20 protein-coding genes are annotated in these 24,133 nt (G+C 65.6%); 8 read left to right on the forward strand and 12 right to left on the reverse strand.

Translation table 11 applies throughout. The features are described 5' to 3' along the window. Positions 1-45: 45 nt before the first annotated feature. Positions 46-1,851: a phosphogluconate dehydratase gene (edd, locus tag E8M84_RS16575; RefSeq protein ID WP_137112315.1), complete on the reverse strand. Its 1,806-nt coding sequence runs from the start codon at positions 1,849-1,851 to the stop codon at positions 46-48. Between the two features lie 236 nt (positions 1,852-2,087). Here edd and E8M84_RS16580 point away from each other — a divergent pair, with 236 nt between their 5' ends. From E8M84_RS16580 to E8M84_RS16590, 3 genes are all read left to right on the forward strand, one after another. After that, a complete protein-coding gene (locus E8M84_RS16580) occupies positions 2,088-2,369 on the forward strand; it encodes a hypothetical protein (protein ID WP_137112316.1) in 282 nt (93 codons plus the stop codon). 143 nt (positions 2,370-2,512) lie between these two features. After that, positions 2,513-3,730, forward strand: a complete 1,218-nt coding sequence (locus tag E8M84_RS16585; protein WP_137112792.1) for an RSP_2647 family RNA methyltransferase — start codon at positions 2,513-2,515, stop codon at positions 3,728-3,730. After that, positions 3,727-4,269, forward strand: a complete 543-nt coding sequence (locus E8M84_RS16590; RefSeq protein ID WP_137112317.1) for an RSP_2648 family PIN domain-containing protein — start codon at positions 3,727-3,729, stop codon at positions 4,267-4,269. The genes E8M84_RS16585 and E8M84_RS16590 overlap by 4 nt, the downstream gene beginning before the upstream one ends. Here E8M84_RS16590 and pdxA read toward each other — a convergent pair. The 5 genes from pdxA to lptF all read right to left on the reverse strand — a co-directional run bounded on the left by pdxA (position 4,266) and on the right by lptF (position 10,839). Then, positions 4,266-5,222, reverse strand: a complete 957-nt coding sequence (gene pdxA / locus E8M84_RS16595) for a 4-hydroxythreonine-4-phosphate dehydrogenase PdxA (RefSeq protein WP_137112318.1) — start codon at positions 5,220-5,222, stop codon at positions 4,266-4,268. The two genes, E8M84_RS16590 and pdxA, sit on opposite strands and share 4 nt — an antisense overlap. Then, positions 5,219-6,421: a peptidylprolyl isomerase gene (locus E8M84_RS16600; RefSeq protein WP_137112319.1), complete on the reverse strand. Its 1,203-nt coding sequence runs from the start codon at positions 6,419-6,421 to the stop codon at positions 5,219-5,221. The genes pdxA and E8M84_RS16600 overlap by 4 nt, the downstream gene beginning before the upstream one ends. 71 nt (positions 6,422-6,492) lie before the next feature. Then, positions 6,493-8,631: an LPS-assembly protein LptD gene (locus E8M84_RS16605; RefSeq protein WP_137112320.1), complete on the reverse strand. Its 2,139-nt coding sequence runs from the start codon at positions 8,629-8,631 to the stop codon at positions 6,493-6,495. A 1-nt stretch (position 8,632) separates the two neighbouring features. Next, positions 8,633-9,730: an LPS export ABC transporter permease LptG gene (gene lptG, locus E8M84_RS16610; RefSeq protein ID WP_137112321.1), complete on the reverse strand. Its 1,098-nt coding sequence runs from the start codon at positions 9,728-9,730 to the stop codon at positions 8,633-8,635. Continuing rightward, positions 9,727-10,839 (reverse strand): LPS export ABC transporter permease LptF, encoded by a 1,113-nt coding sequence (gene lptF / locus E8M84_RS16615; RefSeq protein WP_137112322.1) that lies wholly within the window; start codon positions 10,837-10,839, stop codon positions 9,727-9,729. The genes lptG and lptF overlap by 4 nt, the downstream gene beginning before the upstream one ends. A 149-nt stretch (positions 10,840-10,988) precedes the next feature. Here lptF and E8M84_RS16620 point away from each other — a divergent pair, with 149 nt between their 5' ends. Together E8M84_RS16620 and E8M84_RS16625 are read left to right on the forward strand one after the other, a co-directional pair. Continuing rightward, positions 10,989-12,458: a leucyl aminopeptidase gene (locus E8M84_RS16620; protein ID WP_137112323.1), complete on the forward strand. Its 1,470-nt coding sequence runs from the start codon at positions 10,989-10,991 to the stop codon at positions 12,456-12,458. Positions 12,459-12,474: 16 nt separating this feature from the next. Beyond that, on the forward strand, positions 12,475-12,945 hold the full coding sequence (locus E8M84_RS16625; protein WP_137112324.1) for a DNA polymerase III subunit chi: 471 nt from the start codon (positions 12,475-12,477) through the stop codon (positions 12,943-12,945). 10 nt (positions 12,946-12,955) lie between these two features. On the opposite strand, the gene hemB is transcribed toward E8M84_RS16625, so the two are convergent. After that, complete coding sequence (hemB, locus tag E8M84_RS16630) at positions 12,956-13,957, reverse strand: porphobilinogen synthase (RefSeq protein WP_137112325.1); 1,002 nt, start codon at positions 13,955-13,957, stop codon at positions 12,956-12,958. Positions 13,958-14,080: 123 nt separating this feature from the next. Here hemB and E8M84_RS16635 point away from each other — a divergent pair, with 123 nt between their 5' ends. Both E8M84_RS16635 and mfd read left to right on the forward strand, forming a co-directional pair. Beyond that, the gene (locus tag E8M84_RS16635; RefSeq protein ID WP_137112326.1) at positions 14,081-14,605 is read left to right on the forward strand and encodes a component of SufBCD complex; all 525 of its coding nucleotides are present in this window, start codon (positions 14,081-14,083) and stop codon (positions 14,603-14,605) included. 17 nt (positions 14,606-14,622) lie between these two features. Continuing rightward, positions 14,623-18,069, forward strand: coding sequence for a transcription-repair coupling factor (gene mfd, locus E8M84_RS16640; protein WP_137112327.1), 3,447 nt, complete (start codon positions 14,623-14,625; stop codon positions 18,067-18,069). Here the strand turns inward: mfd and E8M84_RS16645 are convergent. From E8M84_RS16645 to E8M84_RS16655, 3 genes are read right to left on the reverse strand one after another with little or no spacing between them, the layout of a single operon-like run. Continuing rightward, a complete protein-coding gene (locus E8M84_RS16645; protein WP_394347430.1) occupies positions 18,066-19,271 on the reverse strand; it encodes a multidrug effflux MFS transporter in 1,206 nt (401 codons plus the stop codon). The genes mfd and E8M84_RS16645 overlap by 4 nt on opposite strands. Next, positions 19,268-19,915, reverse strand: coding sequence for a DsbA family oxidoreductase (locus E8M84_RS16650; protein ID WP_137112329.1), 648 nt, complete (start codon positions 19,913-19,915; stop codon positions 19,268-19,270). Before E8M84_RS16650 ends, E8M84_RS16645 begins: the two co-directional genes overlap by 4 nt. Further along, positions 19,915-21,408 (reverse strand): class I adenylate-forming enzyme family protein, encoded by a 1,494-nt coding sequence (locus E8M84_RS16655; protein ID WP_137112330.1) that lies wholly within the window; start codon positions 21,406-21,408, stop codon positions 19,915-19,917. Before E8M84_RS16655 ends, E8M84_RS16650 begins: the two co-directional genes overlap by 1 nt. Positions 21,409-21,471: 63 nt before the next feature. Between E8M84_RS16655 and E8M84_RS16660 the strand changes: the two genes are divergently transcribed. Continuing rightward, entirely contained in the window at positions 21,472-22,107 is a 636-nt protein-coding gene (locus E8M84_RS16660; protein WP_137112331.1) for a helix-turn-helix domain-containing protein, read from the forward strand. 33 nt (positions 22,108-22,140) lie between these two features. On the opposite strand, the gene E8M84_RS16665 is transcribed toward E8M84_RS16660, so the two are convergent. Both E8M84_RS16665 and E8M84_RS16670 read right to left on the reverse strand, forming a co-directional pair. After that, positions 22,141-22,254, reverse strand: a complete 114-nt coding sequence (locus E8M84_RS16665) for an entericidin EcnA/B family protein (protein WP_137112332.1) — start codon at positions 22,252-22,254, stop codon at positions 22,141-22,143. Positions 22,255-22,267: 13 nt separating this feature from the next. Further along, the gene (locus E8M84_RS16670; RefSeq protein ID WP_394347431.1) at positions 22,268-24,088 is read right to left on the reverse strand and encodes an extracellular solute-binding protein; all 1,821 of its coding nucleotides are present in this window, start codon (positions 24,086-24,088) and stop codon (positions 22,268-22,270) included. Positions 24,089-24,133: the final 45 nt, after the last annotated feature.

Here is a 24,133-nt window from a genome sequence, read left to right on the forward strand (position 1 = left end):
GATTTCCTTCAGGCGGTGGTGGGCATGCTGCCCACCCTACGAATGTCACAGAACGAGTGCGGCGCCGGTATCGGCGGACCCGACATGGCGACGGAAGGCGGCGAAAAGTTCGCGGCCGATGCCGTGTTCGTTGTCCGACAGGTCGGCCGTGACGGCGAGGCGCTGGTCGAAATCCGGGGCCAGCACCGAAAGCGTGCCTTCGACCGCATCCAGCCGGACGATGTCGCCATCGCGGAGACGGGCCAGCGGGCCACCCGCCGCTGCTTCGGGCGCGACGTGGATTGCGGCCGGGACCTTGCCGGAAGCGCCCGACATCCGCCCGTCGGTTACCAGCGCGACCTTCAGCCCGCGATCCTGCAGGACCGACAGGGTGGGAGTCAGCGAGTGCAGTTCCGGCATCCCGTTGGCCTGCGGCCCCTGGAAGCGGACGACGACAACGGTATCCGAGGTGAACTCGCCAGCCTTGAAGGCGGCCTTCACGTCGTTCTGGTTGTGGAAGATGCGGGCCGGGGCTTCGATGATGTGGCGCTCGGGTGCCACGGCCGAGATCTTGATCACCCCGCGTCCCAGATTTCCGGTCAGCTGTTTCAGCCCGCCCTGTGGCGCAAAGGGGTCAGAGGCCGGGCGGACGATCCTGTCGTTGAGGCTGGACTGCGGACCGTCACGCCAGGCCAGGCGGCCGGCGTCGAGGATCGGTTCCTGCCGGTAGGAGGCCAGGCCATCGCCTGCGATGGTCTTGGCGTCAGGATGCAGAAGCCCTGCGTCAAGGAGTTGCCCGATCAGGAATTGCAGCCCGCCCGCTGCGTGGAAGTGGTTCACGTCGGCCAGCCCGTTCGGATAGACCTTTGCGAGCAGCGGCACGGCTTCGGACAGGTCGGCGAAGTCCTGCAGGTCGAGGAGCACGCCCGAGGCACGCGCCATGGCGGGCAGGTGCAGCACCAGGTTGGTCGAACCTCCGGTTGCCATCAGGCCCACGATGCCGTTCACATAGGCACGTTCGTCCAGGATCTCGCCCGCCGGGCGGAAGTCGTTTCCAAGCGCGGTGATCGCGGCGGCGCGTTCGACGGCGGCGGTGGTCAGCGCGTCGCGCAGGGGGGTGCCGGGGTTGACGAAGCTTGCGCCGGGCAGGTGGAGGCCCATGAACTCCATCAGCATCTGGTTGGTGTTCGCGGTGCCGTAGAAGGTGCAGGTGCCGGGGCCATGATAGCTGGCCATTTCGGCGGCCATCAGTTCTTCGCGCGTGGCGCGACCTTCGGCAAAGGCGTTGCGGACCTTGGATTTCTGGTCGTTCGGAATGCCGCTGGTCATCGGACCGGCCGGAACGAAGACCGCAGGCACATGGCCGAAGGTGGCCGCGGCCATGATCAGGCCGGGCACGATCTTGTCGCAGACGCCCAGATACAGTGCCGCATCAAAGCAGTTGTGCGACATCGCGACACCGGCGGCGAGCGCGATCACGTCACGGGAGAAAAGCGACAGCTCCATTCCCGGCTGGCCCTGGGTGACCCCGTCGCACATGGCCGGAACGCCGCCCGCGACCTGGACGGTCACCCCGGCCTTGGCGGCGGCAGTGCGGATCAGGTCGGGATACCGCTCGAACGGCTGATGGGCGGAAAGCATGTCGTTGTAGGCGGTGATGATCCCCAGGTTCGGGACCTTCGCCGCCACCAGAGCGTCCTTGTCCGTCCCCATCGCGGCGTAGGCGTGCGCCTGGTTGCCGCAGCTGAGATGGGCGCGGACCGGTCCAGCCGAGACCGCCCTTGCCATCCGGTCAAGATAGGCTCCGCGCGCGTCGGTCGAACGGGCGCGGATGCGGTCGGTGACACGGGCGACGACGGGGTGGAGCGGCATGGCTTCCTCTTGGCTTTGCGATGGAGTGGCTATAGCACCACCTGTTAGCGCTAACAATGGGGAATTGGCCTAGAATCGACACCAATTCCACAACTCAAGCGGCAATTGGCGCTTGGGCGCACGTCCCAGCATGAGAATGACAGAATGTCGTCCGAATCTTTGCCGCAGCAAGCCCTAAAGCCAACAAACAAAGGTGGCACGAACGCATACCACCCCTGCTTGCTGGAGAAATCAGGATGAAACAAACGACGATCCTCGTCCCCGCCTCGATTGCGACCGTGCTGTTTTCCGCAATGGTCTTCGCCTCGACCCCGACTGCCAACCCGGAGGCTGTCCCTGCCAAAGCCCCGAACCGTGCCGAGCTTTTCGCCATTGACACCTGTGGCGCGGGTTCGGACGTGGCGACCGTTCAGGCGACCAGCTGGCAGAACGCCCTGGGCGGCAAGCGGGTTATGGACCGTGCACTGGTTCTGGCCAAGGATGGCGCGGCACAACCCTGCGACGTGACCTCGAAGTAACCCGCACCATCATTGCCATCAACAGCCCGTTCCGGCCAACCGCCGGGGCGGGCTGATGCTTCTGGACTGACGGATTGCCTTTCCGCCATCCGGGAAAACCGCTAATCGGGCGCATGAGCGCGGAAACTGGCGGAGAGCATCACATGACAGAGCAGGAAACCCCGCCGAAGGGCCCTCCGGTCGTGCGGATGAAGCCCAAGGCCGAGGCCCGGGCAATCCGGCACGGTTTCCCCTGGGTCTATGCCGACGAACTGGTGACCGACCGACGGACGCAGGGACTAGCTCCGGGGGCGCTGGCGGTTCTTGAGGATGGCGAACGTCGGCCATTGGGTCTGGTCACGGTCAATACCCGGTCGAAGATCATCGCGCGGATGCTGGACCGCGATCCCGAGGCGGTGGTGGACCGGGACTGGTTCGCGGCGCGGATAGGTCGGGCTCTGGCGCATCGGGCGCGGCTTTATCCGCAGCCGTTCTACCGCCTGATCCATGCCGAGGCGGATGGCCTGCCGGGTGTGGTGATCGACCGCTTTGGCGATGTGGCCGTGATCCAGCCCAATGCGGCCTGGGCCGAGGCGCTGCTTGAGCCTCTGGTTGCCGCGTTGGTCTCGGTGACTGGTGTGACGACAGTAATCAAGAACGGCTCGGGTCGCGCGCGGGGGCTGGAGGGTCTGGCCGAGGAGATGGGCGTGGTTCACGGGCCTGCGGTCAACGGCCCGCTGTCGGTGCCGATGAACGGGGCGACCTACATGGCCGACCTGATGGGGGGCCAGAAGACCGGTCTCTTCTTCGACCAGCGCGAGAACCATGCCTTCGCCGCCCGGCTGGCAAAGGGCGCGCGGGTGCTGGATGTCTTTTCGCATGTCGGCGGCTTCGCCCTTGCGGCACTGGCGGGGGGTGCGGAAAGCGCGCTGGCGGTCGATGCCTCGGCCGCGGCGCTGGACCTGGCGGGGCAGGGGGCCAAGGCCTCGGGCTTTGGCGAGCGTTTCGCGACACGGCAGGGCGACGCCTTTGAGGTGCTGGAGGCGCTGGGGGCCGAGGGTGCGCGGTTCGACCTGGTGATCTGCGATCCGCCTGCATTTGCGCCCGCGAAACCGGCGTTGGAGGCGGGTCTGCGCGCCTATGAGCGGATTGCGCGACTGGCCGCCCCGCTGGTGGCGCCGGGCGGGTATCTGGTCCTCTGCTCCTGTTCGCACGCCGCCGACCTGCAGGCCTTCCGCAACGCCAGCGCTCGGGGTATCGGGCGGGGTGGGCGCCGGGCGCAGATCATCCATACGGGCTTTGCCGGGCCGGATCATCCGGTGCTCCCACAACTGGCGGAAAGCTCATATCTCAAGGCGCTGGCATTCCGGCTGGACGGATGAAGGCGGTCCTTGACGCCTGCGTCCTTTATCCCACTGTCCTGCGCGAAATCCTGCAGGGCGCGGGCGAAGCGAGGCTTTACCAGCCGGTCTATTCGGACCGCATCCTGCGCGAATGGGTGTTGGCCACGGCAAAGCTCGGCACGGATGCCCCGGTCTTGGCCGAGGGCGAGGCTGCTGGCTTTCGCGCGGCCTTTCCCCTCGGCTGGGTGCGGGATCACCCCGAGATCGAGGCACGGTTGATCCTGCCCGATCCGAACGACCGCCATGTCCTTGCCAGCGCCATCGCCAGCGGGGCGGATGTCATCGTCACCTTCAACGCGCAGGATTTCCCGGGCCATGTGCTTGCCGCCGAAGGGATTTCCCGCCGCGACCCGGATGGGTTTCTGTGGGAACTGCAGTCGCGGCACCCCGAGGTCATGGTGCGGATCGTCGAGGCGGTGCGCGCCAAGGCCGAGGCGATCTCGGGTCAGCCGGTCGCGCTGAAGGGCCTGCTGAAGCGGGCGCGGCTCTATCGGCTGGGAAAGGCGCTTGGTGCCTAGAGGGCGCGTCGGGCCGCGACCATCTCGCGCGCCTGCCGCAGGGCCGCGATGAGACTGGACGGATCGGCAAGTCCCTGCCCGGCGATGTCGTAGGCGGTTCCGTGGTCTGGTGACGTGCGGACGAAGGGCAGGCCCAGCGTCACGTTGACCCCCCCGGCAAAGTCGATGGTCTTGATCGGGATCAGCGCCTGATCGTGGTAGGCGCAAACCGCCACGTCATAGCCCGCGCGCGCCTTGGCGTGGAACATCGTGTCGGCAGGCCAGGGGCCGGTCACCGCCATGCCTTCCGCCGCAAGTCCCGCGACAAGCGGGCGGATCATGCGCTCGTCCTCCCAGCCCATCGCGCCGCCTTCGCCGGCATGCGGGTTCAGACCGGCCACGGCGATCCGGGGATTGGCGATGCCGAAATCGCGGACCAGCCCGGCATGGGTGATGCGGATCGTTTCCTCCAGCAGGGTTCTGGTCAGCGCGGTCGGCACTTCGGACAGAGGGATATGGATGGTCGCGGGCACCACGCGCACGCCGGGGCAGGCGAGCATCATGACCACGCGGTCAACCCCGGCCAGATGGGCAAGGAATTCGGTATGGCCCGGAAAGGCGAACCCGGCCCCATCCTTCAGCGCCTTCTTGTTCAAGGGGGCGGTGCAGACCGCCGCCGCCCTGCCTGCCTGAACCAGACGCACGGCGCGTTCGATGACCGCGATGACGCCGGCGGCATTGGCGGGATCGGGTGTGCCGGGGATGGCCGCAGCCGGGAAATCGTGGCGCAGGACCGCCAGTGCGCCGTCGCCCGGACCTTCGCCTTCCGCCACCTCGTGCCATGCTGTCCCTGCAGGCAGATGCCGGGGGTCCCCGATCCACACGAACCGCTCACCCGCAGCCCAGGCTTTGGCGGCGATTTCCGGGCCGATCCCTGCCGGATCGCCGCAGGTCACGAGGATGGTGTCGCTCACGGCTCGCGGATGAAGGCGGCCGAGCGCAGTTCTTCCAGATAGCCTTCTGCCATGCCTTCAAGCTTCTGGTTGATCACCTGCTCGCGGATCTGGTCGCGGGTCGGGGCCGGTTCAAGCACCTGTTCTCGACCGCAAAGCATCAGAAGCCGCCGGAAGCCGCCACGGGTCAGCGCGGTCGAGGCTTCGCCGGGGTCCAGCCGGGCAAGTTCCAGCGCGACATCGCCAGGAACCGCCTCAAGCGCCGATTTCGTTACGGTCAGCCGATCCTCGGGCAGGCCACTGGCCTGGCCGTAAAGGTCATTGCATTCGTCGCTTTCGGCGAGGATCTGAGCGATTGCGGCGGCGTCGTTCGGCACCAGGAATTCGGCCCATTCGACGTTGACGGCGATCGGTTCGGCCTTGGTGTCCATGGCCACGTCGCGCAACAGGAACAGGACTACCGCGCCGGGAACGGCGATCGGGTCGGAGACCTCGCCCGCGTCAAGCGCAAGGATCTTCTGGCCGATGGCCGCGGGCAGGTTTGCCAGCGGCAGCCAGTCAAGCCGCCCGCCCGCACCCGCGGTAGGAGCGGCCGAATAGCGCCGGGCAGCAGAGGCAAAGGCGGCCTCGCCGCTGAGCGTGTCGGACAGTTCCTGCGCCTGTTCCATCGCGGCCTCTTCCTGGCCTTCGGGGGCAGGGATGACCAGTTCGCTGGCCAGAACCTGCAGGGCGCGGGGACGGGCCGAAGCCTCGAGCGCGCGGTCGATGTCGTTTTCGCTGATCGGAACCTGACCCAGGAACCGTGCCCGCACGGCCTGACGCCACAGAAGCCCCGCGGCGACGAAATCGCGGAAGGTTTCCGGGGCGATCCCGGCCTTGCCGAGTTCTTCGACGAACTGTTCGACCGTGAGGTTCGCCCGCGAGGCGAATTCGGTCAGGCCGCTGGTCAGCTCTTCCTCGGTCAGTCTCAGGCCAAGCCGTTCCGCTTCGGTCTGTCGCAGACGGTCTTCGGTCAGCGCCTTCAGCGCTTCTTCCTCAGGGTTGCCGGGGGCGCGCAGCACGCGGAGGAACAAGGCGCGCTGTTCGACTTCGTAATTGGTGATGACCCGGTCGTTGACATAAAGCCGGGGCGTGAACAGGTCTTGCGCCAGAACCGGTGCGGCCAGGGCAAGTGCCAGAGCGACCGCTGTCGCCTGTCGTTTCAGAACCGAGACTCTCATCGTTTCCGCCGCTCTTCCTCAATCCCGCGGGTCTTTGGCCCGCCGCTTCTGCTGTCCCGTCCCAACCTTGTCTACTGCCTGCAGGTCCGTGCCGGCCCGCCGGTCACACCGCTGCCGAACCCGACAAGATCCAGCGACAGGCCGAAATCCGTGGTCGGGTTTACACTAGTGGATGACGTGAAGCGACGCGAGAGGGAAACATCAAACCGCACGCATTCGTTCAGGAACTCCAGACCCATGCCCGCGACGGAGCCACGGTCGGCGACAAAATCGTAGCGTCCAGACAACTTCGCCGTCCAGTTCGGGGTGACCTTGCGGCGCGCGTCGAAGGTGAATTCCTGGGTCGGATCGGGCCGGTTTTCAGAGGGATCCGCGACGGCCCAGATCACGGAGGTCGCGATGGCAGTCTTCGGTCCGTTAAGGGTCACGCGCGCCTCGCCCTTGGTGACGCTGAGATCGTCGTCCAGCACCAGCCGCCCGGTAACGGCCAGCCCGTCGGCAAGTGTGAAGTTCACGGCCGCCAGCCAATCGGAGGTCGCCCCAGCCAGACCCGAGCCCGGACCGAACTGGCCGAGATCCGCCTCGCGGAACACGCGGCCCACGGTCACGCCCATCGACCAGCCCTGCGGATCAAACCGGGTCCAGGTGACGCCCATGTTTGCGCGGGCCCCGCGTTCGACGGCATCCGAACCCGGAAAGCGGTCCAGGGCGTAGAGGTTACCTTCGTCGAACTCGACCAGGGACGAATCCTCGTTCGGAAGGCTTTCTGAGGTGTTCGAGGCATAGAGAAGCTGCACGACAGGCTCGATCACATGCGTTGCGCCTTTTGACCCAGCCTTGACCCAGGGCCAGCGCAGCTCCACCCCGGCCGACCCGTGCGTGCGCGAGGTGCTGCCGCCAAAGGTCGCATCATCGGTGATCGTGTAGGCATCGGCTGTCAGCTCGCCCAGGACCGTGCCCTCGACCCCCATCGGCAGCAGGAAGCTTCGCCGCCAGTCGATCCGGGCCGAGATGCGTCCGACGTCGCGACCGTCCGCAATCCCGTCGCCATTGCCATCCAGCGGGCTGGTCGAGCTGCGGAAATGGTTGTGCGTCTGCAGCCGAAGACCGCCTTCACCGCCCAGCGGGCCCAGCGAAAAGCGCCGATGGAAGGTCAAGTCCGCCGTGACGGTGGGCAGTGTGGTGTTGTCCTCATCGTCCCGCAGCGACTGGAAACTGATGATCCGGGCCGAGATATGTTCGTTCCGCCGCGTGCGCTTGATCTCGACCCGGCTGTCCAGGCGGTCGGAATTCCCAAGGCCGTAGTCCAGCATGTAGGCCGGGTCGGTCACGGTCTGGCCGTCGAAGGTCAGTAGGAACTTTTCCGGCAGGGTGAAATCGCCCTGGACCCGAAGATAGCCGCGGGTTTCGCCCGGAAACAGCCTGTCCCGGGTGATCGAACCCGTTGCCTCGATCAGGCCGGTGGCGAAGGCCTGACGATAGCGCAGGCCCAGGGTCTGCGATTGCCGGGCGGTCAGGTAGGGCGTCAGCGTGAGGTCCTTGGATTTCCCGAGCACGATGAAGTAGGGGACCTTGATTCCGGTCCCGAGGTCCGAGGTCGTGCGAATCGACGGCATCAGGAAGCCAGTGGCGCGCTTGAGCGTCGGGTCCGGCATCCGCAGGCGCGGAATATACAGCACGGGCACTCCGGCCAGGCGGAACTGGGCGCGGTCGAAGTAGATCTGGCGTTCCTGTTCGTCATGCACCACACGGCGGGCCCGGATTTCCCACAAGGGGGTCGGGTCGCCTTCGCAGACCTTGCAGGACGAGGCGGCGACCGTCTGCAACGCCGTGTAGCGGCCCGAAACCCGGACCATCCGGTTTGCAGCCAGTTGCAGCTGCTGGTTCAGCACCAACCGCGCCGAAGTCAGGATGCCTTCCGACAGGTCGGCGGCAAGGTCGGCCTGACTGGCGAGAATCAGGGTCTGGCCGCTCTCTTCGGTCAGGACGATGGGTCCGGTGATCTCCAGCCGGTTGTTGGACTGGTCGAAGACGATGCGGGAGGCCTTCAGGCGGCGGCCCTTGAAGAAAACCTCGACATTGCCGTCCGCGATCAGGCGCGTGTCGCCGGTGATCTCCAGGCTATCCGAGATCAGCGTCGCCTGATCCTGCGCGAGGGCAGGTTGCAGCAGGGCAAGAAGCGTGACCAGAAGGCACAGGAGGCGCCGCATGTCAGCCGTCCTCCAGATGGAGGAGGAGGCCCAGCGACAGCATCACCGCGGCAACCGGCGGGCTCCACGCCGCCAGCAGCACCGGGATCTGGCCGCTGTCGCCAAGGGCCTGGGCGAAGTTGCGCAGGAAGTAGAAGCCGAACCCCGCAAGAAGCGCGAACAGCACCATCCGCCCGGTCCCGCCAAAGCGGACATGGCGCATGGTGAAGCCGGCTGCGATCAGCACCATGGCCACCATCAAGAGGGGCAGGGCGAGTTCCATCTGATACCAGAGCTTGTAGGCCTGCGCCGAAAATCCGGCACGTTCCAGATCGTCGATATACGCGGGCAGGTCCCAGAAGGCGATAGCGGACGGGGTGCCAAAGCTGTCGCGGATCCGTTCGGGCGTCAGGTCGGAAGGCAGGGCGATCGGGCCCTGGTCGACGACGGCGGTCAGTTCGGGATTGGGTGAGATCAGGTCCCAGCTTTTGGTTCCCGTCAGTTCCCAAGCGCCTTCGACCAGCCGTGCCTGTTCGGCCTCAACCCGTTTGCCCGGGGTGCCGTCGATGTCGAAGCCGACGAAGGTCACCCCGAACAGCTCGGTTCCGTCCAGGTTTGACCGGGCGGCCTGGATCACGGTCTGCCCGTCCTCGGACCCCTGCCGCAGCCAGAGGCCGGTGTCGGCCACTGACAGGACAGAACGCCCGCCCTGGCTGAGCTGGGACCGCTTGTCATCGTAGGCCTTGGACGTCGCAGCCACCAAGGGGTTGAAGAAGGCGACGGCCAGCAGGCCAAGCGCCAGCGACACGAGAAGCGGCGTCATCAGAAAGCGTAGACCAGACCGCCCCGCCGCCCGGACGACCACAAGCTCTGACGAACGGGCGAGGCCAAGGAAATTGGCAATCGCGCCCATCACCATGATGAGCGGCAGGATGCGGTACAGCGTCTCCGGCACGCTGAGAAGCGACAGTTCCGCAGCCCCTGCCAGCCCGATCCCGGCATCGGAGAAGCGGCGCAGCTGCTCGATCATGTCGATCAGCATCAGGATGGCGAAGAAGACCAGGAAGACCTTGCCCACCGTCCCCAGGAACCGCCGCGCGATGTAGAGGTTCAGCGTCATGCCAGCCCCCGTCGCCGTCGGGGCTGCTGGGCGTGCCACAAGAGGGCGACCCCGACCAAGATACCGGCAAAGGGCGCCAGGTAGAGGACCGGCCAGGCCGATGCCGAGGTCAGGGCGACGCTGCCCGACCAGGTCCAGACCAGCTGCACCCCGATCAGAAGGCCAACCGCCAGCGCCATCTGCCGCCAGAGGCCGAAACGCGAGAAACTGCCCAGCATCAGCGCGGCAAAGCCGATCAGTGGCGCCGCGACGGCCAGGATGGGCGCGGCCAGCCGTCCGTGACCCTCTTCCAGCAGTTGCGCCACGGTCGCACCTGTTACCACCTGGGCCGCATCCGAAGCTTCGAGCAGCGCCCGCGTCGGCAGGGCGTTCAGGGCAATCTGGCCGCCGCCTTCGACAGAGACGAGCCCCGCAAGGTCCAGCGTGAAATCCGCAAAGCGCGTGACCGACATCCGCGCGCCGTCCCGCGTCAGCGTCTGGGTCGAGCCGTCGACCATCACCAGTTTCGGCGCGACCTCGCCCCGCACGAGGAACGCCTTGCGCGCCGAATGGATCGCGCGCTCGGTGGGGGAGCGTTCGTCCGACAGGAACAGATCCAGAAGCTCACCCGTCGGGGTGATTTCCCGGATGTAGAGCGTGACACCTTCTGCCGGGTGCATGAACTGCCCGGCGTTCAGGAAGCGTGAAGTGACGTTCTGCGAAATCTCGGCCGACCTCTCGCTTAAGATGCGCTGGCTGGCCGGGACTAGGATGTTGGTCAGGACCAGTTGCATGATCATCACGGTCAGGCCGAAATACAGGACCGGACGGGCCAGGCGGAAGAAGGAGAAACCGGTGGCCTGCATGACGACAAGCTCGCTTTCCTGCATCAGGCGGTTGGTCACATAAACGGCCGAAGCGAAGGCAGCGACCGGCAAGACAAGTCGGATCGCGTTCGGCAGGGTCAGGATCGAGAATTCCAGGAAGACCAGCGCCGACTGACCGTCTCCGATCAGCTGGTCGAACAGGCCCACGGCCCGGTTGACCCAGTAGACCGCGACCAGCACCAGGGCGAAAAAGCCAAACAGCGCGAGGAGTTGTGACAAAAGGTATCTGTCGAATCTAGACACGCCCGGCTCGGCCTCTACTACATCTTGCGGCGACCCTAAAGGAATTCCCCGGCGGCGAAAACTGCTATCTGGCCAATCGGCGGGTCCGGCTGTAGCCTCCCGCCGATCCACCGCCAAGGCGCGGAAAACCCGACCTGAAGAGAGCCCCGATGCCCAAGCCCCTGCCGATCCAGTTCCAGGCCACCGATCTTGAAGCCCTTGCTGGCCAGAAGGGCCGGATTGCCGTTCTGGCAGATGCCGGGCAGCCGACTAGCCCCGGTTTCCGCCGTCTTGACCGGCTGACCAAAGGCGCGCTGCTCCGGGCCTTCGAGTCCGAGGCCTTCGGCAAGCTGAAGCCGGGCGAGGCAATGGATCTGGCCTTTCCGCCCGGAATTGCCGCGGATGCCATCCAGCTGATCCGGCTGGGCAAGAAGGCGGATCAAGCTCAGGCCCGCAAGGCCGGGGCGGTGATAGGCCGCACGCATGCGACCAAGGGCTCGCTGATCCTGGCTGAAAGCCACGCGCGGGCGGCGGACATCGCCTTTGGCCTTGCGATGCGCGCCTACGATTTCGACAGCCACAAGACGGGCGAGAAGACCGCTCCCGGCCCGGTGACCCTGATGGCCGCAAACCCAGAGGCGGTCGCCAAGGTCGCGGCACCGATGGCGGCGGTCGCCGAGGGTGTCTTCTTCACCCGCGATCTGGTGAACGAACCGGCGAACGTGCTGACCACCCATGATTTTGCCGCCCGTCTGGCTGCCATGCAGGAACTGGGCCTCGACGTCGAGATCCTTGAGGAGGACGAGCTGATGAAGCTCGGCATGGGGGCGTTGATCGGGGTGGGGCAGGGGTCGGAAAGCCCATCCAAGGTCGTGGTGATGCAGTGGCATGGCGGTCCGAAAGGCCAGGCGCCCTTTGCCCTGATCGGCAAGGGCGTGGTCTTTGACACCGGCGGCATCTCGATCAAGCCGGCCGCCGGCATGGAAGAGATGACGATGGACATGGGCGGCGCGGGCGTGGTCGCCGGGGTCATGCGGACGCTGGCGCTGCGGAAGTCGCGTGCGAATGTGATCGGCCTGGTGGGGCTGGTGGAAAACATGCCGGACGGGCGCGCACAGCGTCCGGGCGACGTGGTCCGCTCGATGAAGGGCGACACGATCGAGGTCATCAACACCGACGCCGAGGGGCGTTTGGTGCTGGCCGACGTGATGTGGTACGCGCAGGAACGGTTCAAGCCGACGGGCATGATCGACCTTGCGACCCTGACCGGCGCGATCATCATCGCCTTGGGCCATGAAAACACAGGAGTTTTCTCGAACAACGACGACCTCTGCAACGCATTCCTTGCCGCCGCCAAGGCCGAGGGCGAGGGCGCCTGGCGGATGCCGATGGGCGATGCCTACGACGCCAAGCTGAAATCGCGCATCGCCGACATGATGAACGTCGGCGGCCGCGACGGCGGCGCGATCACCGCGGCGCAGTTCCTGCAGCGCTTCGTCAAGCCGGAAACGCCGTGGTGCCACCTCGACATCGCGGGCACCGCGCTGCTGAAATCGGACTCGACGCTTGCTCCCAAGGGGGCGACGGGCTGGGGCGTCATGGCGCTGGACCGGCTGATCCGCGACCGGTTCGAGAAATAGTCGAAGGCCGGGACCGATGGGCACGGTGATGTTCTTTCATCTCATGCAGTCGGCCCCGGCGGATACGCTGGCGATCAACGCGCCTCGCGCCCTGGGTCAGGGCTGGCGTGTCATGGTACGCGGGACTGACGCCGAGGCTCTGGACCGGCTGGATCAGGCATTGTGGCTGAAGGGCGGGGACGACAGCTTTCTGCCGCATGGCCAGGAAGGTGGCCCCCATGATGCCGATCAGCCGGTGCTTCTGGGCACAGGCTCTGCGATGAACGGCGCAAAAGTGTTGGCCCTGATCGATGGGGCCGACGCCACGGATGCCGAGATCGCCGCGATGGAGCGGGTCTGGGTCCTGTTCGACGGCAATGATCCCGACCGTCTGCAGGCTGCCCGGGCGCAGTGGAAGGCCGTGACCGACAGGGGGCACCCTGCCCAGTATTGGTCCGAGGAGTCAGGCCGTTGGGAAAAGAAGGCGGAAAAGTCCCCGTCTGCCTGAACCGCAAGGATCAACCGTGGCGCAGCGCCTTCGCCACCGCGGGCGCGAAATAGGTAAGGATGCCGTCGCAGCCCGCGCGCTTGAAGGCCATCAGGCTTTCGACCATCGCCTTCTCGCCATCAAGCCAGCCGTTCTGCGCCGCTGCCTTGATCATCGCGTATTCGCCCGACACCTGGTAGGCGAAGGTCGGTGCCCCGAAGGCCTCCTTCACCCGGGCGCAGATGTCGAGATAGGGCATCCCCGGCTTGACCATCACCATGTCCGCCCCTTCCGCCAGATCGCGGGCGACTAGCCGGAGCGCCTCATCCCGGTTCGCGGGGTTCATCTGGTAGGTTTTCTTGTCGCCCTTCAGCGCGCCCGAGGCCCCGACCGCATCACGGAACGGACCATAGAAGGCCGAGGCGTATTTGGCAGCATAGCTGAGGATCGCGGTATCTTTGTGTCCGGCCGCCTCAAGGGCCGCCCGCATCGCGCCGATCCGGCCATCCATCATGTCCGAGGGACCCAGGATGTCGGCACCCGCCTCGGCCTGGGCCAGCGCCATTCGCACCAGCGCCTCGACCGTCTCGTCGTTCAGGATGATCCCGTCGACCACCAGACCGTCGTGGCCATGCGCGTTGTAGGGGTCAAGCGCCACATCGGTCATCACAGCGATGTCGGGCACCTGAGTCTTGATGGCGCGGATCGCCCGGTTCGTGAGGTTCTCCGGGTTCCAGGCCTCTTCGCAGCCCGGCGTCTTCAGGCTTGGATCGGTGTAGGGGAACAGGCAGATGGCCGGAATCCCCAGATCCCTTGCCTCTGCCGCCGCTTCGACCACCAGGTCGAGCGACTTCCTCTCAACCCCCGGCATGGACGCCACAGGCTGGCGCTGAGCCGTCCCGTCGCACAGGAAGACGGGCCAGATCAGGTCTGCCGCAGTCAGGGTGGTCTCCTGCGTCAAGGCGCGCATTGCGGCCGTGCGCCGGACCCGGCGAAAGCGGGTCAGCGGGTAGGGTGCCTGGACTGGTTGCATGAGCGGCTCCTTCTTCCCTTGACAAGCAGGGACTTGCGGCTTGCCCCTCTGCCTGCCATGGAAAGGCATGCGCCTCAAGTCGGCAGATGACGAAATGGCGGCGGACGTGGGAGAGCTTGCAGAGTGGACGTCTTCGATACAGCCTTGGAAGTCATCGACCTGCGGTCGTTTTCAAACCTCTGGTACTGGATCGCGCTTGCTGCCCTGTGGTCCTCGGTCAGCCATTGGTCGCTGGGTGTGCCGCATGACATGATCCAGCGGGCGCGCCGCGAGGGTGGGCAGGCCCTTGCCGATGTCGAGGACATGGTCCGGATCAACGCAAACCGGCTGTTGCACATCGTCGACGGTGGCGCACTTGTTCTGGTCGGGGTCGCGGGGTTCTGGCTGTCGACGCTTGCGGTCCTTGGCTTCTATTACGACGTCGAATTCGCGCAGGCCGTCCTGCTGCTTCTGGGCCCCCTGGTGCTGGTGCTTTGGGTCAGCGTCAGGGAATGTCGCCGGATTGCCGCTGGCGCCAACCAGGGTGACGCATTGTTGCGGCGCCTGACCGTGCATCGCCGCGTGCTTCAGGTCATTGGCATGGTCTCGATCGCGGTGACAGCCTTCTACGGTACCTGGCAGAATGTCAGTGTCTCGATCCTGTACTGATACCTGCGAAACCCGCCATGACTGCTGAACGTATCTTGCTGGGCGGTGCGCCCGAAGGGTTTGATGCCCGGCTTGTCCAGCGCGAGCTGGCGCGGGGCAGTTCGGTTGTGCATGTCGCCCGCGACGACAAGCGGGCCGAGGCGATGCGAGCGGCGCTGGCGGTGATGGCACCCGAGGTTGTGGTGCTGGACTTCCCGGCCTGGGACTGTCTGCCTTACGACCGTGTCAGCCCCAACCCCGAGATTTCGGCCCGGCGGATGGCGACCTTGGCGGTGCTGGCCGACGGGGTGAAAGGGCCGTTCGTGCTGCTGACCACGCTGAATGCGGCGACCCAGAAGGTACCGACGCGAGAGGTGGTTCGGGCCGCGTCCTTCCGGGCCTCGGTCGGTGAGCGGGTGGACGAGGCGCGGCTGAAGGGGTTCCTCGCGCGGATGGGGTTCACGCCTGTATCTACAGTGGCCGAGCCGGGGGACTATGCGCTGCGGGGCGGGATCGTCGACATCTTTCTGCCCGGTCGCGGGGGGCCGATCCGGCTGGACTTCTTCGGCGACGTGCTGGACGGCGCGCGGCGCTTTGATCCCGAAACGCAGCGGACCACGGAAAAGCTGAAGAAAGTCGAATTCTCAGCGGTTTCCGAGGTGATCCTCGACGAGGCCGCCATTGCGCGGTTCCGGCAGAACTACCGGATTTCCTTCGGCGCGGCGGGGACGGATGACCCGCTGTATGAGGCCGTCAGCGCAGGCCGGAAGCATCAGGGGTTGGAGCATTGGCTACCCTTCTTCCACGAGCGGCTGGAGACGATCTTCGACTACCTGCCCAATGCGGCCGTCCTGCTTGACGATCAGGTCACCCCGGCGCGGTTGGCCCGGTGGGAGGGGATCGAGGACAGCTACGATGCACGCCATGAGGCGATGGGGGCGAAGGGGCGGATCGACACGGTCTACAAGCCGGTGCCGGCCGAAGAACTCTATCTGACCGATTCCGCCTGGGAGGAAGCCGTTGCTGGCCATCGGGTGGTGCAACTGTCGCCGCTGGCCCAAAGCCCTGGCCCTGGAGTGCTGGATGCGGGCGCGCGCGCGGGGCGGAACTTCGCGCCGGAGCGGCAGCAGGAGAAGATAAATCTTTTCGGTGCCTTGGCTGAACATGTTCAAGTGCTTGCCAGAACGGGGCAGGTGGTTGTCGCCTCGTGGTCCGAGGGCGCGCGCGAGCGGTTGAAGGGCCTGCTTGCCGACAACGGAATGACCGGGGCGAAGGAAATCGCGGATTTCCGCGAGGTGCCGGAGGGGAAGGGTGGCCTCTTCCTTGTCGTCTGGCCGCTGGAGGCCGGGTTTGTCGCGCCGGGGCTGGCAGTCATTTCCGAGCAGGATGTGCTGGGCGAACGGCTGGTGGGCAAACCGCGCCGCAAGCGCAAGGCCGACAACTTCCTGCGCGAGGTCGATACGCTGTCCCCTGGCGATCTGGTGGTGCATGTCGAACACGGCGTCGGGCGCTATCTGGGGATCGAAACGATCACCGCGCTTGGCGCCCCGCATGCCTGCGTCATGCTGGAATATGCCGAGAATGCAAAGCTTTACCTGCCGGTGGAGAATATCGAGCTTCTCAGCCGCTATGGGCATGAAGAGGGTCTGCTTGATCGATTGGGCGGCGGGGCCTGGCAGGCGAAGAAGGCCAAGCTCAAGGAGCGGATCAAGGAGATCGCCGACCGGCTGATGCGGGTCGCGGCCGAACGCGCACTACGGCACGCGCCGATCCTTGAAGCGCCACATTCGATCTGGGAGGCCTTCGCGGCCCGCTTCCCCTATCAGGAGACCGACGACCAGCTGGCGGCAATTGCCGATGTGGTGGCGGACCTGGAAAAGGGCAGCCCGATGGACCGGCTGGTGGTGGGCGACGTGGGCTTTGGAAAGACCGAAGTCGCGATGCGGGCGGCCTTCGTCGCTGCCTTGTCGGGGATGCAGGTCGCAGTGATTTGTCCGACGACACTGCTTGCGCGGCAGCACTATCGGAGCTTTGCGGAGCGATTCCGTGGATTTCCGATTTCTGTCAGGCCCTTGTCGCGCTTTGTTAGCGCAAAGGATGCCAATGCGACACGGGCAGCCATGGCCGACGGATCGGTGGATATCGTCGTCGGCACCCATGCGCTTCTGGCCAAGGGCGTGACGTTCAAGAAGCTCGGCCTTCTGATTATCGACGAAGAACAGCACTTCGGCGTCGCGCACAAGGAACGGTTGAAGGAAATGCGGTCAGAGGTCCATGTATTGACACTGACCGCGACGCCCATCCCGCGGACCTTGCAACTTAGCCTGACCGGCGTGCGTGATCTGTCGATCATCGCGACACCCCCGGTGGACCGACTGGCAATCCGCACCTATGTTTCAGAATTCGACACAATCACCATACGCGAGGCGATTCTGCGCGAACGGTATCGCGGTGGGCAGACCTTCTATGTCGTGCCGCGCATCGCCGACCTGCCTGAGATCGAAGACTTCCTGAAAACCCATGTCCCAGAGGCGAGTTACGTCATCGCGCACGGGCAGCTCGCGGCAGGCGACCTCGACGACCGGATGAACCAGTTCTACGACGGCAAGTATGACGTGCTGCTTGCCACGTCGATTGTTGAAAGTGGGCTGGATATTCCCACAGCCAACACGATGATTGTTCACCGGGCGGACATGTTCGGCCTGTCTCAGCTGTATCAGATCCGCGGCCGGGTCGGGCGGTCGAAGACGCGGGCCTACTGTTACCTGACGACAAAGCCCCGCGCGCCACTGACGCCGCAGGCGACGAAGCGGCTGCGGTTGTTGGGAAGTCTCGATTCCCTCGGTGCGGGGTTCAACCTGGCAAGCCACGATCTTGACCTGCGCGGGGCGGGCAACCTTCTGGGCGAGGAGCAGTCGGGCCACATCCGCGAGGTGGGCTATGAGCTGTACCAGCACATGCTTGAGGAAACGATTGCCAAGATCAAATCGGGCGAATTGCAGGGGCTGACCAGCATTGACGACGATTGGTCGCCGCAGCTGAATCTGGGCGTGCCGGTGATGATCCCCGAGACGTATATACCGGACCTCGACATCCGGCTGGGTCTGTATAGACGCTTGTCCAGTCTGACGACGAAAGTGGAGCTGGAGGGCTTCGCGGCGGAACTGATCGACCGCTTTGGGCCGCTGCCCAAGGAAGTGAACACGCTGATGCTGATCGTGCGGATCAAGGCGATGTGCAAGCGGGCGGGGATTTCCCGCCTCGATGCGGGGCCGAAGGGTGCGACGATCCAGTTCCACAACGACAAGTTCGCCAATCCGGCTGGCCTTGTGGATTTCCTAAAGGCGCAGGGTCCCGCGGCGCGGGTGAACGGCAACAAGATCGTGCTGACCGGCGAGATGAAGACGGAAGCCGACCGGATCAAGGGTGCGTTCAACATTGCCCGCGACCTGGCCGAGGTGGTGAAAGCCGGTAAGAAGGCTTAGCTGCGCGGCCCGCCCAGGGTCTTCAGCGACAGGATCAGGTTCAGTGCCGTCAGGACGGTGACCCCGAGGATAAGGGGCGTCGAGCTGCCGTTGAAGGCAAGACCGATAGGGATCGCGAGAAGCACCGAGCCGACGGTCGCCAACGACGAGATCACCGAGGCTGCGAGGCCTGCGATGTGGCCAACCGGCTCCATTGCAAGGGCGTTCAGGTTGCCCATCGTGAGACCCATCATCGAGAAAAGCCCAATGCACCAAAGCATTTGCACGGAGAAGCTGAGGTGCCCAGTCAATAGACCGGTGCCCAAGGCAGCCAGCGCCACCACTGACAGGATCAGGACACCGGCATAGGTGCGTTGCACGACGCGGCGCATACCGAGGGTCATCACGATTCTGCTGTTCAAGAGGCTGCCGCCCATCGACGCCACGGCGATGACGGCGAACCAGAGCGGGAAAGTCTCGGCCCGGTCGAACTGGCGTTCGAAGATGCCTTGCAGGCTGGACAGGGTCGCAAAGAGACAGGCGAGAGTCAGCGTCTGCAAGAGGGTCGAGACGACGACGATGCGGTAGGTCAAGAGCTGCTTCGTCCCGGACCAGAGCGTGGCCAGGTGAAGGGGGCGGCGGTTGTCACGAGGCAGCGTCTCGGGCTGGCGCAGGCCGAGCCAGAGCATCGAAAGGCCCGCAAAAAGGATGTAGGCCAGGAAGATGGACTGCCACCCGCCCAGCGCGATGATCCCCTGGCCCATCAGGGGGGCAATCGCGGGGACGATGGTGAAGATCATCATCACGAAGGACATGATTTGCGCCATCTCGCGCCCGGAGTACAGGTCGCGGACCATCGCTATCGCCACCGTGCGCGGAGCGGCGGAGGCAAGACCCTGGAGGAGGCGGGCGGCGAGAAGGATTTCAAGCGAGGGGGCAAAATAGCACGCAAGGGCGCAAAGGGCATAGAGGCCGGAGCCGATAAGGATCACGCGTTTGCGGCCGAAAGCGTCCGAGAGGGGGCCGGTGAAAAGGGTGCCGATCCCCATCCCAAGCACAAAGCTTGTGACGACGAGTTGGGCTGCGTTGGGTGCGCCAGGCGAGAGGGTTGCGGCAATTTCCGGCAGCGCGGGCAGCATCGCGTCGATCGAGATCGCGATGGTAGCGAAAAGCATGGCGATAAGCGCCACGAATTCGGTCTGAGAGGGGCGGGACTGGCTCACTCGGCGCGGCCCGCCAGTTCCTCGATGACCTTGCCCCAGGTCTCGGGCGGCTGCGCGCCGCTGACGACATATTGCTGGGCGATGAGGAAGGTCGGCACGGCGTTGACGCCCTTGCGCCGGGCGTCCTGATCGCGCGCGGCGATATCATCGGCATCAGCGTCCGATTGGAGAAGGCGCAGGGTTGCTTTGCGGTCCATGCCGTTTTCTCCGGCGATGTCGGCGAGGGTGGGAAGGTCGCCGATGTCACGACCCTCGGTCCAGTAGGCGCGCATCAGGGCGTTGACGACCGCCTGCTGGACGCCCTCGATCCCGGCCCAGTGGATCAGGCGGTGGGCGTTCAGCGTGTTCGGCATTCGCTGCGGCTTGTCCGGGTCCATGTCGACCCCGGCGTTGCGGGCCACTTCGCGCAGGCGTTCATGGACGGCATCGACCCGGGCCTTGCCGCCGAACTTCTGCTCCAGATAGGCGCGTTTGGACAGGCCTTCCTCCGGCATGTCCGGGTTCAGCTGGAACGGGTGCCACTGGATCAGGAACGGGTGGTCCGGATGGTCCGCCAGAGCGCGGTCAAGGTTGGCCTTGCCGACGTAGCACCAGGGGCAGACCGGGTCGGAGAAGATGTCCAGACGGATCGGGGCGCGGGTCATTACGGTCTCCTGAACTGGGCGGCCAGCGCCTTGCGGATCAGTTTGCCGGTGCCGGTGCGGGGCAGGGCTTCGAGGCGCTGGTAGTGCCTTGGCTGTTTCCAGCGGGCAAGGGTCTTTTCGGCGCATTCCTGCAGGGTCGAGACGGCGATTTCGCAGGGGGCCTCATAGAAGAGCGCGAGGATCGTGGTGCCGGGGGCGGGCTCTACCTGGGTTGCGGCGCAGGCGGTGATCTGGGGCAAAGCGTGGAAAGCCGCCTCGATTTCGACGGGCGAGACGCGGAAGCCCCCGGCATTCAGCAGGTCGTCCTTGCGACCGAGGTGGGTGATGGCCCCGTCTTCCGCCATGACCGCGGCGTCTCCGGTGCGGAACCATTCGCCTTGGGGCGGGGGATGACCGAGGTAGTGCCGCATCAGGCCGGGGTCGGCCGTGGAGAGGGCGAGTTCCCCCGGTTCTCCGCGCGGAACGGGATGGCCCGCGTTGTCCAGAATCGCGATGTGGCGGCCAGGTTGCAGATAGCCCGTAGTCCCCTCGGGTGCGGGGCGGCCGGGCGAGCCGGAGAGGTAGGTCGAGACCTCGGACATGCCGAGGGCCTCATGCAGGTCAGTTCCGGTCTGGTTGCGCCACTGGCTGCGGAGGGCGTGAGGCAGGCTCTCCCCGGCCGAGAGACCGTGGCGGAGGTTCGGCAGCGGCGGGATCTCGGTTCGCAGGAGCTGGCGGTAGGCGCCGGGGGCGGCGGCGAGGATCGTCGCTTTGCTGCGGGCCATGAGCGCGGGGAGCCGGGTCGGCGGCGTGCAGTTGGCGGGGATCAGGGCCGTCGCGCCGACGGTCCAGGGATCGAGAAGACCGGTGCCGAGCGTGTAGGTCCAGTTCAGTGCGCCTGCATGGAGGAGGCGGTCGGTGCTGGCCAGGCCCTCCCAGTGCCTATGCATCTGCCCGCGCGCAAGGATGGCCCGGTGGGCGTGGCTGACGGCCATCGGCGTGCCGGAGGTGCCCGAAGTGAAGATGATATAGGCTTCCCGGTTCGGGTCGCCCTCGTGCAGCGTCGCAGGCGGCAGGCGGGACCAGGCGGCGAGGTCCGGGGCCAGGACGGCCGCGGGGTGGTCGGGCAGGGCGATCCCGGGCTCGGCGGCGATCAAGCTGGGCCGGACCAGGGCGGCGAGTCTGGTGATTTCGGGTCCGGTCAGGGCCGATGACGTGGGGATCGGTACAAGGCCGGCCCAGATGGCGCCAAGATAGAGGATCGGGAAGGCCAGCGTGTTGCCGAGGCGGAGGAGGATGCGGTCGCCGGGCGTGAGACCGAGGGACAGGAGCGCGGTGGCGCAGCCTTGGGTCAGCCGCAGGAGGTCGGCATAGCTGAGGGTTTCATCACGTTCGGGATGGAGGATCGTGAGGGCGGGCGTGTCCAAGATCGCGGCGCGGGCAAGGACGTGGCCTGCGAGGTTGAACGCCGGGGGCACCGTGGGAAAGGGGCGGGTGTCGATCTCGGACAGCATGGGCAAGGGGTAGGGGGCCCGCGTGGCAGTTGCAAGCTTTGGGCGGCTGATCTATCGGGGCTTATGGCACTGACCGATCCGAAAAGCATGATCCGCGTGGCGCGCGAGGCCGGGAACGGCCAGGCCGGGGAGGCGCATGTCGAGCCGTTGAACCTGGGCGAGCGGGTGCGCGAATTGCGCCGGTCCCTCGGCTGGACGCTGGAGGAGGCGGCAACCCGGGCGGGCCTTGCGCGATCCACCCTGTCGAAGATCGAGAATGGGCAGATGAGCCCGACCTATGACGCGCTGAAGAAGCTGGCCGGGGGCCTGGCGATTTCGGTGCCACAGCTGTTCACGCCACCCTCGAAACAGCAGGTCATGGGGCGGATGGCGGTGACGAAGGCCGGGGAGGGGCAATCTCAGGCCACCGTCACCTATGAGCATGAGTTGCTGGCAAGCGGACTTACCAAGAAACAGATGCTGCCCTACCGCGCCACGATCCGGGCGCGGGATCTCGAGGAGTTCGACGGCTGGGTGCGCCACGATGGCGAGGAGTTTCTGTACGTCCTCACCGGGGTGATCCGGCTCTACACCGAATTCTACGAGCCGGTCGACCTGCGCCGGGGCGACAGCGCCTATTACGACGCGGCCATGGGGCACAACGTCATCAGCCTGTCCGAGGACGATGCGACGATCCTCTGGGTCACGTCCCTCGTCTGAAGCGACGGCCCCCGCGTTGGGGGCCCATCAGCCCTAGAACGTATCCTGCACCGTGCGCGCCGTGCCCGAGATATCCTCGCCCACGCCGGCGATGGTGTTGCAGCCTGCAAGTGCGACCAGAACGGCCAGAAGTGCCAGTTTCTTCATTGCTCGATGCCTCTTACTTTGCCTCATACCACCAGGTGTCGGGCAGGAAGCCTGTCCAGTCACCGTAAAGCGGTATCTTTTCGGGATACTTCAGGTCGGCGGAATATGCCAAGCGGGAAAGGTCGGAATACCAGATCGGGATCACATAACGGCCCGAGGTGAGCACCCGGTCCAGCGCCTTGGTCGCTGCGGTGAACTCTTCGGCGTTGGGTGCCTTTACCATCGCCGCGATCATCGCCTCGACCGCAGGGGAGTTGACGCCCATCCAGTTCCGCGTTCCGGGTTCCGTCACCCCGCCCGCGCCCCAATACAGGATCTGTTCGTTGCCCGGGGACAGCGACAAGGACCGGATGTAGTGGGTCATGTCGAAGTCGTAGTTGGACGTGCGGTCCTTGTACTGGGCGTCGTCCACTTTGTTCAGCCTGGCCGTGATGCCAAGCACCTTCAGCGCCTCGATGTAGACCTCGGCGGCCGAGGCCATCTCGTCCTGACCGGTGACCAGCAGGATTTCGAAGGTGAAGGGCTCACCCTTGGCGTTCTTAAGCACGCCGTCGTCGCCGACGGTCCAGCCTGCCTCTTCCAGCAGCGCCGCAGCCGCGCGGATGTTCTTGCGATTGGTCTGGTCGCCATCGGACACCGGCAGTGCATAGCCTTCGATCGCGCCGGGCGGGAGTTCGGCCTTGAACGGCTCCAGCAGGTCCAGTTCATGCCCGCTGGCCGGGGTTCCCGGTTCCATCCCGAGGAAGGAATTGCCGAAGTAGGATGGGATGCGCGGCGGCAGCCCACCGTTCAGGGTCTGGTTGATGAACTCGAAGTTGAAGGCCAGGATCAGCGCTTCGCGCACGCGCCAGTCGGCGAAGATCGGTTTGCGGGTGTTCATCACGAACCCCTCGATCCCCGAGGGGCGGCCATGCGGGATTTCGGCCTTGATGATGTCACCCGAGGTTACGGCAGGGAAGTCGTAGGACGAGAGCCACTTCGACACGTTCGCCTCGCGGTAGGCCGAGACCTGGCCGGCCTTGAACGCCTCGAAGATCGCCTGCGGGTTGGCGTAGTAGTCATAGCGGATCTCGTCAAAGTTCCACTGACCCTTGTTGAAGGGCAGGTCCTTGCCCCACCAGTCCGGGTTGCGCTTGTAGGTCGCGTGGACGCCCAGTTCCGAACTGGCCAGAACATAGGGGCCAGAGCCGATGGGCGCCTCCATCGTCGCCTCGGCGAAGTCCTTGCCCTCCCACTGCGCCTTTTTCAGGATCGGGCGCAGGCCCAGGATCAGCGGCAGTTCGCGGTCCTCGACGTTGAAGGTGAACTTGACCGACCTCTCGCCGGTCTTTTCCATCGAGGCGATCTTCTTCCATGCGGCGGCGTAGCGTGGGTTGCCTTGCGTGCCGAGCGTTTCCACCGACCACATCACGTCTTCGACCGTGACGGGCGAGCCATCGGAGAATCGGGCCTCGGGCCGCAGGGTGAATTCGACGTAGGTTCGCCCCTCGTCGGTGTCTATCGATTCGGCCAGAAGCCCGTAAAGCGAGAAGGCCTCGTCATAATTCCGGCCCATCAGCGTCTCGACCGTCAGGGTAGAGATGCCGGTCGCAGGGCGCCCCTTGGTGACGTAGGGGTTGAGACTGTCAAAGCTGCCCGCCTCGCCCCAACGGAAGCTGCCGCCCTTCGGCGCATCGGGGTTCACCTGCGGCAAGGACACAAAATCCGGGGGGAGGGCAGGCTCGCCATACATAGCTATGCCGTGCATCGGCTCGGCCCATGCGCTTGCCGCCAGAGCGGAAAGCGCCGCGGCAAACCCGACCTTGCGTAAACTCTTTCCTCGTGCCGTTGTCATTGCCCCATGCTCCCCATTCCCTGCGGTTGTGTCCGCCAAGAGTAA

The sequence above is a fragment of the Rhodobacter sp. SY28-1 genome, assembly GCF_005222785.1.
GTDB lineage: Bacteria > Pseudomonadota > Alphaproteobacteria > Rhodobacterales > Rhodobacteraceae > Tabrizicola.

Excerpts from the sequence above, each read along its gene's own strand:
- edd (WP_137112315.1), bottom strand. The coding sequence starts at position 1,851 with ATGCCGCTCCACCCCGTCGTCGCCCGTGTCACCGACCGCATCCGCGCC.
- E8M84_RS16580 (WP_137112316.1), top strand. The coding sequence starts at position 2,088 with ATGAAACAAACGACGATCCTCGTCCCCGCCTCGATTGCGACCGTGCTG.
- E8M84_RS16585 (WP_137112792.1), top strand. The coding sequence starts at position 2,513 with ATGACAGAGCAGGAAACCCCGCCGAAGGGCCCTCCGGTCGTGCGGATG.
- E8M84_RS16590 (WP_137112317.1), top strand. The coding sequence starts at position 3,727 with ATGAAGGCGGTCCTTGACGCCTGCGTCCTTTATCCCACTGTCCTGCGC.
- E8M84_RS16600 (WP_137112319.1), bottom strand. The coding sequence starts at position 6,421 with ATGAGAGTCTCGGTTCTGAAACGACAGGCGACAGCGGTCGCTCTGGCA.
- E8M84_RS16605 (WP_137112320.1), bottom strand. The coding sequence starts at position 8,631 with ATGCGGCGCCTCCTGTGCCTTCTGGTCACGCTTCTTGCCCTGCTGCAA.
- lptG (WP_137112321.1), bottom strand. The coding sequence starts at position 9,730 with ATGACGCTGAACCTCTACATCGCGCGGCGGTTCCTGGGGACGGTGGGC.
- E8M84_RS16620 (WP_137112323.1), top strand. The coding sequence starts at position 10,989 with ATGCCCAAGCCCCTGCCGATCCAGTTCCAGGCCACCGATCTTGAAGCC.
- E8M84_RS16625 (WP_137112324.1), top strand. The coding sequence starts at position 12,475 with ATGGGCACGGTGATGTTCTTTCATCTCATGCAGTCGGCCCCGGCGGAT.
- hemB (WP_137112325.1), bottom strand. The coding sequence starts at position 13,957 with ATGCAACCAGTCCAGGCACCCTACCCGCTGACCCGCTTTCGCCGGGTC.
- mfd (WP_137112327.1), top strand. The coding sequence starts at position 14,623 with ATGACTGCTGAACGTATCTTGCTGGGCGGTGCGCCCGAAGGGTTTGAT.
- E8M84_RS16650 (WP_137112329.1), bottom strand. The coding sequence starts at position 19,915 with ATGACCCGCGCCCCGATCCGTCTGGACATCTTCTCCGACCCGGTCTGC.
- E8M84_RS16655 (WP_137112330.1), bottom strand. The coding sequence starts at position 21,408 with ATGCTGTCCGAGATCGACACCCGCCCCTTTCCCACGGTGCCCCCGGCG.
- E8M84_RS16660 (WP_137112331.1), top strand. The coding sequence starts at position 21,472 with ATGGCACTGACCGATCCGAAAAGCATGATCCGCGTGGCGCGCGAGGCC.
- E8M84_RS16665 (WP_137112332.1), bottom strand. The coding sequence starts at position 22,254 with ATGAAGAAACTGGCACTTCTGGCCGTTCTGGTCGCACTTGCAGGCTGC.
- E8M84_RS16670 (WP_394347431.1), bottom strand. The coding sequence starts at position 24,088 with ATGACAACGGCACGAGGAAAGAGTTTACGCAAGGTCGGGTTTGCCGCG.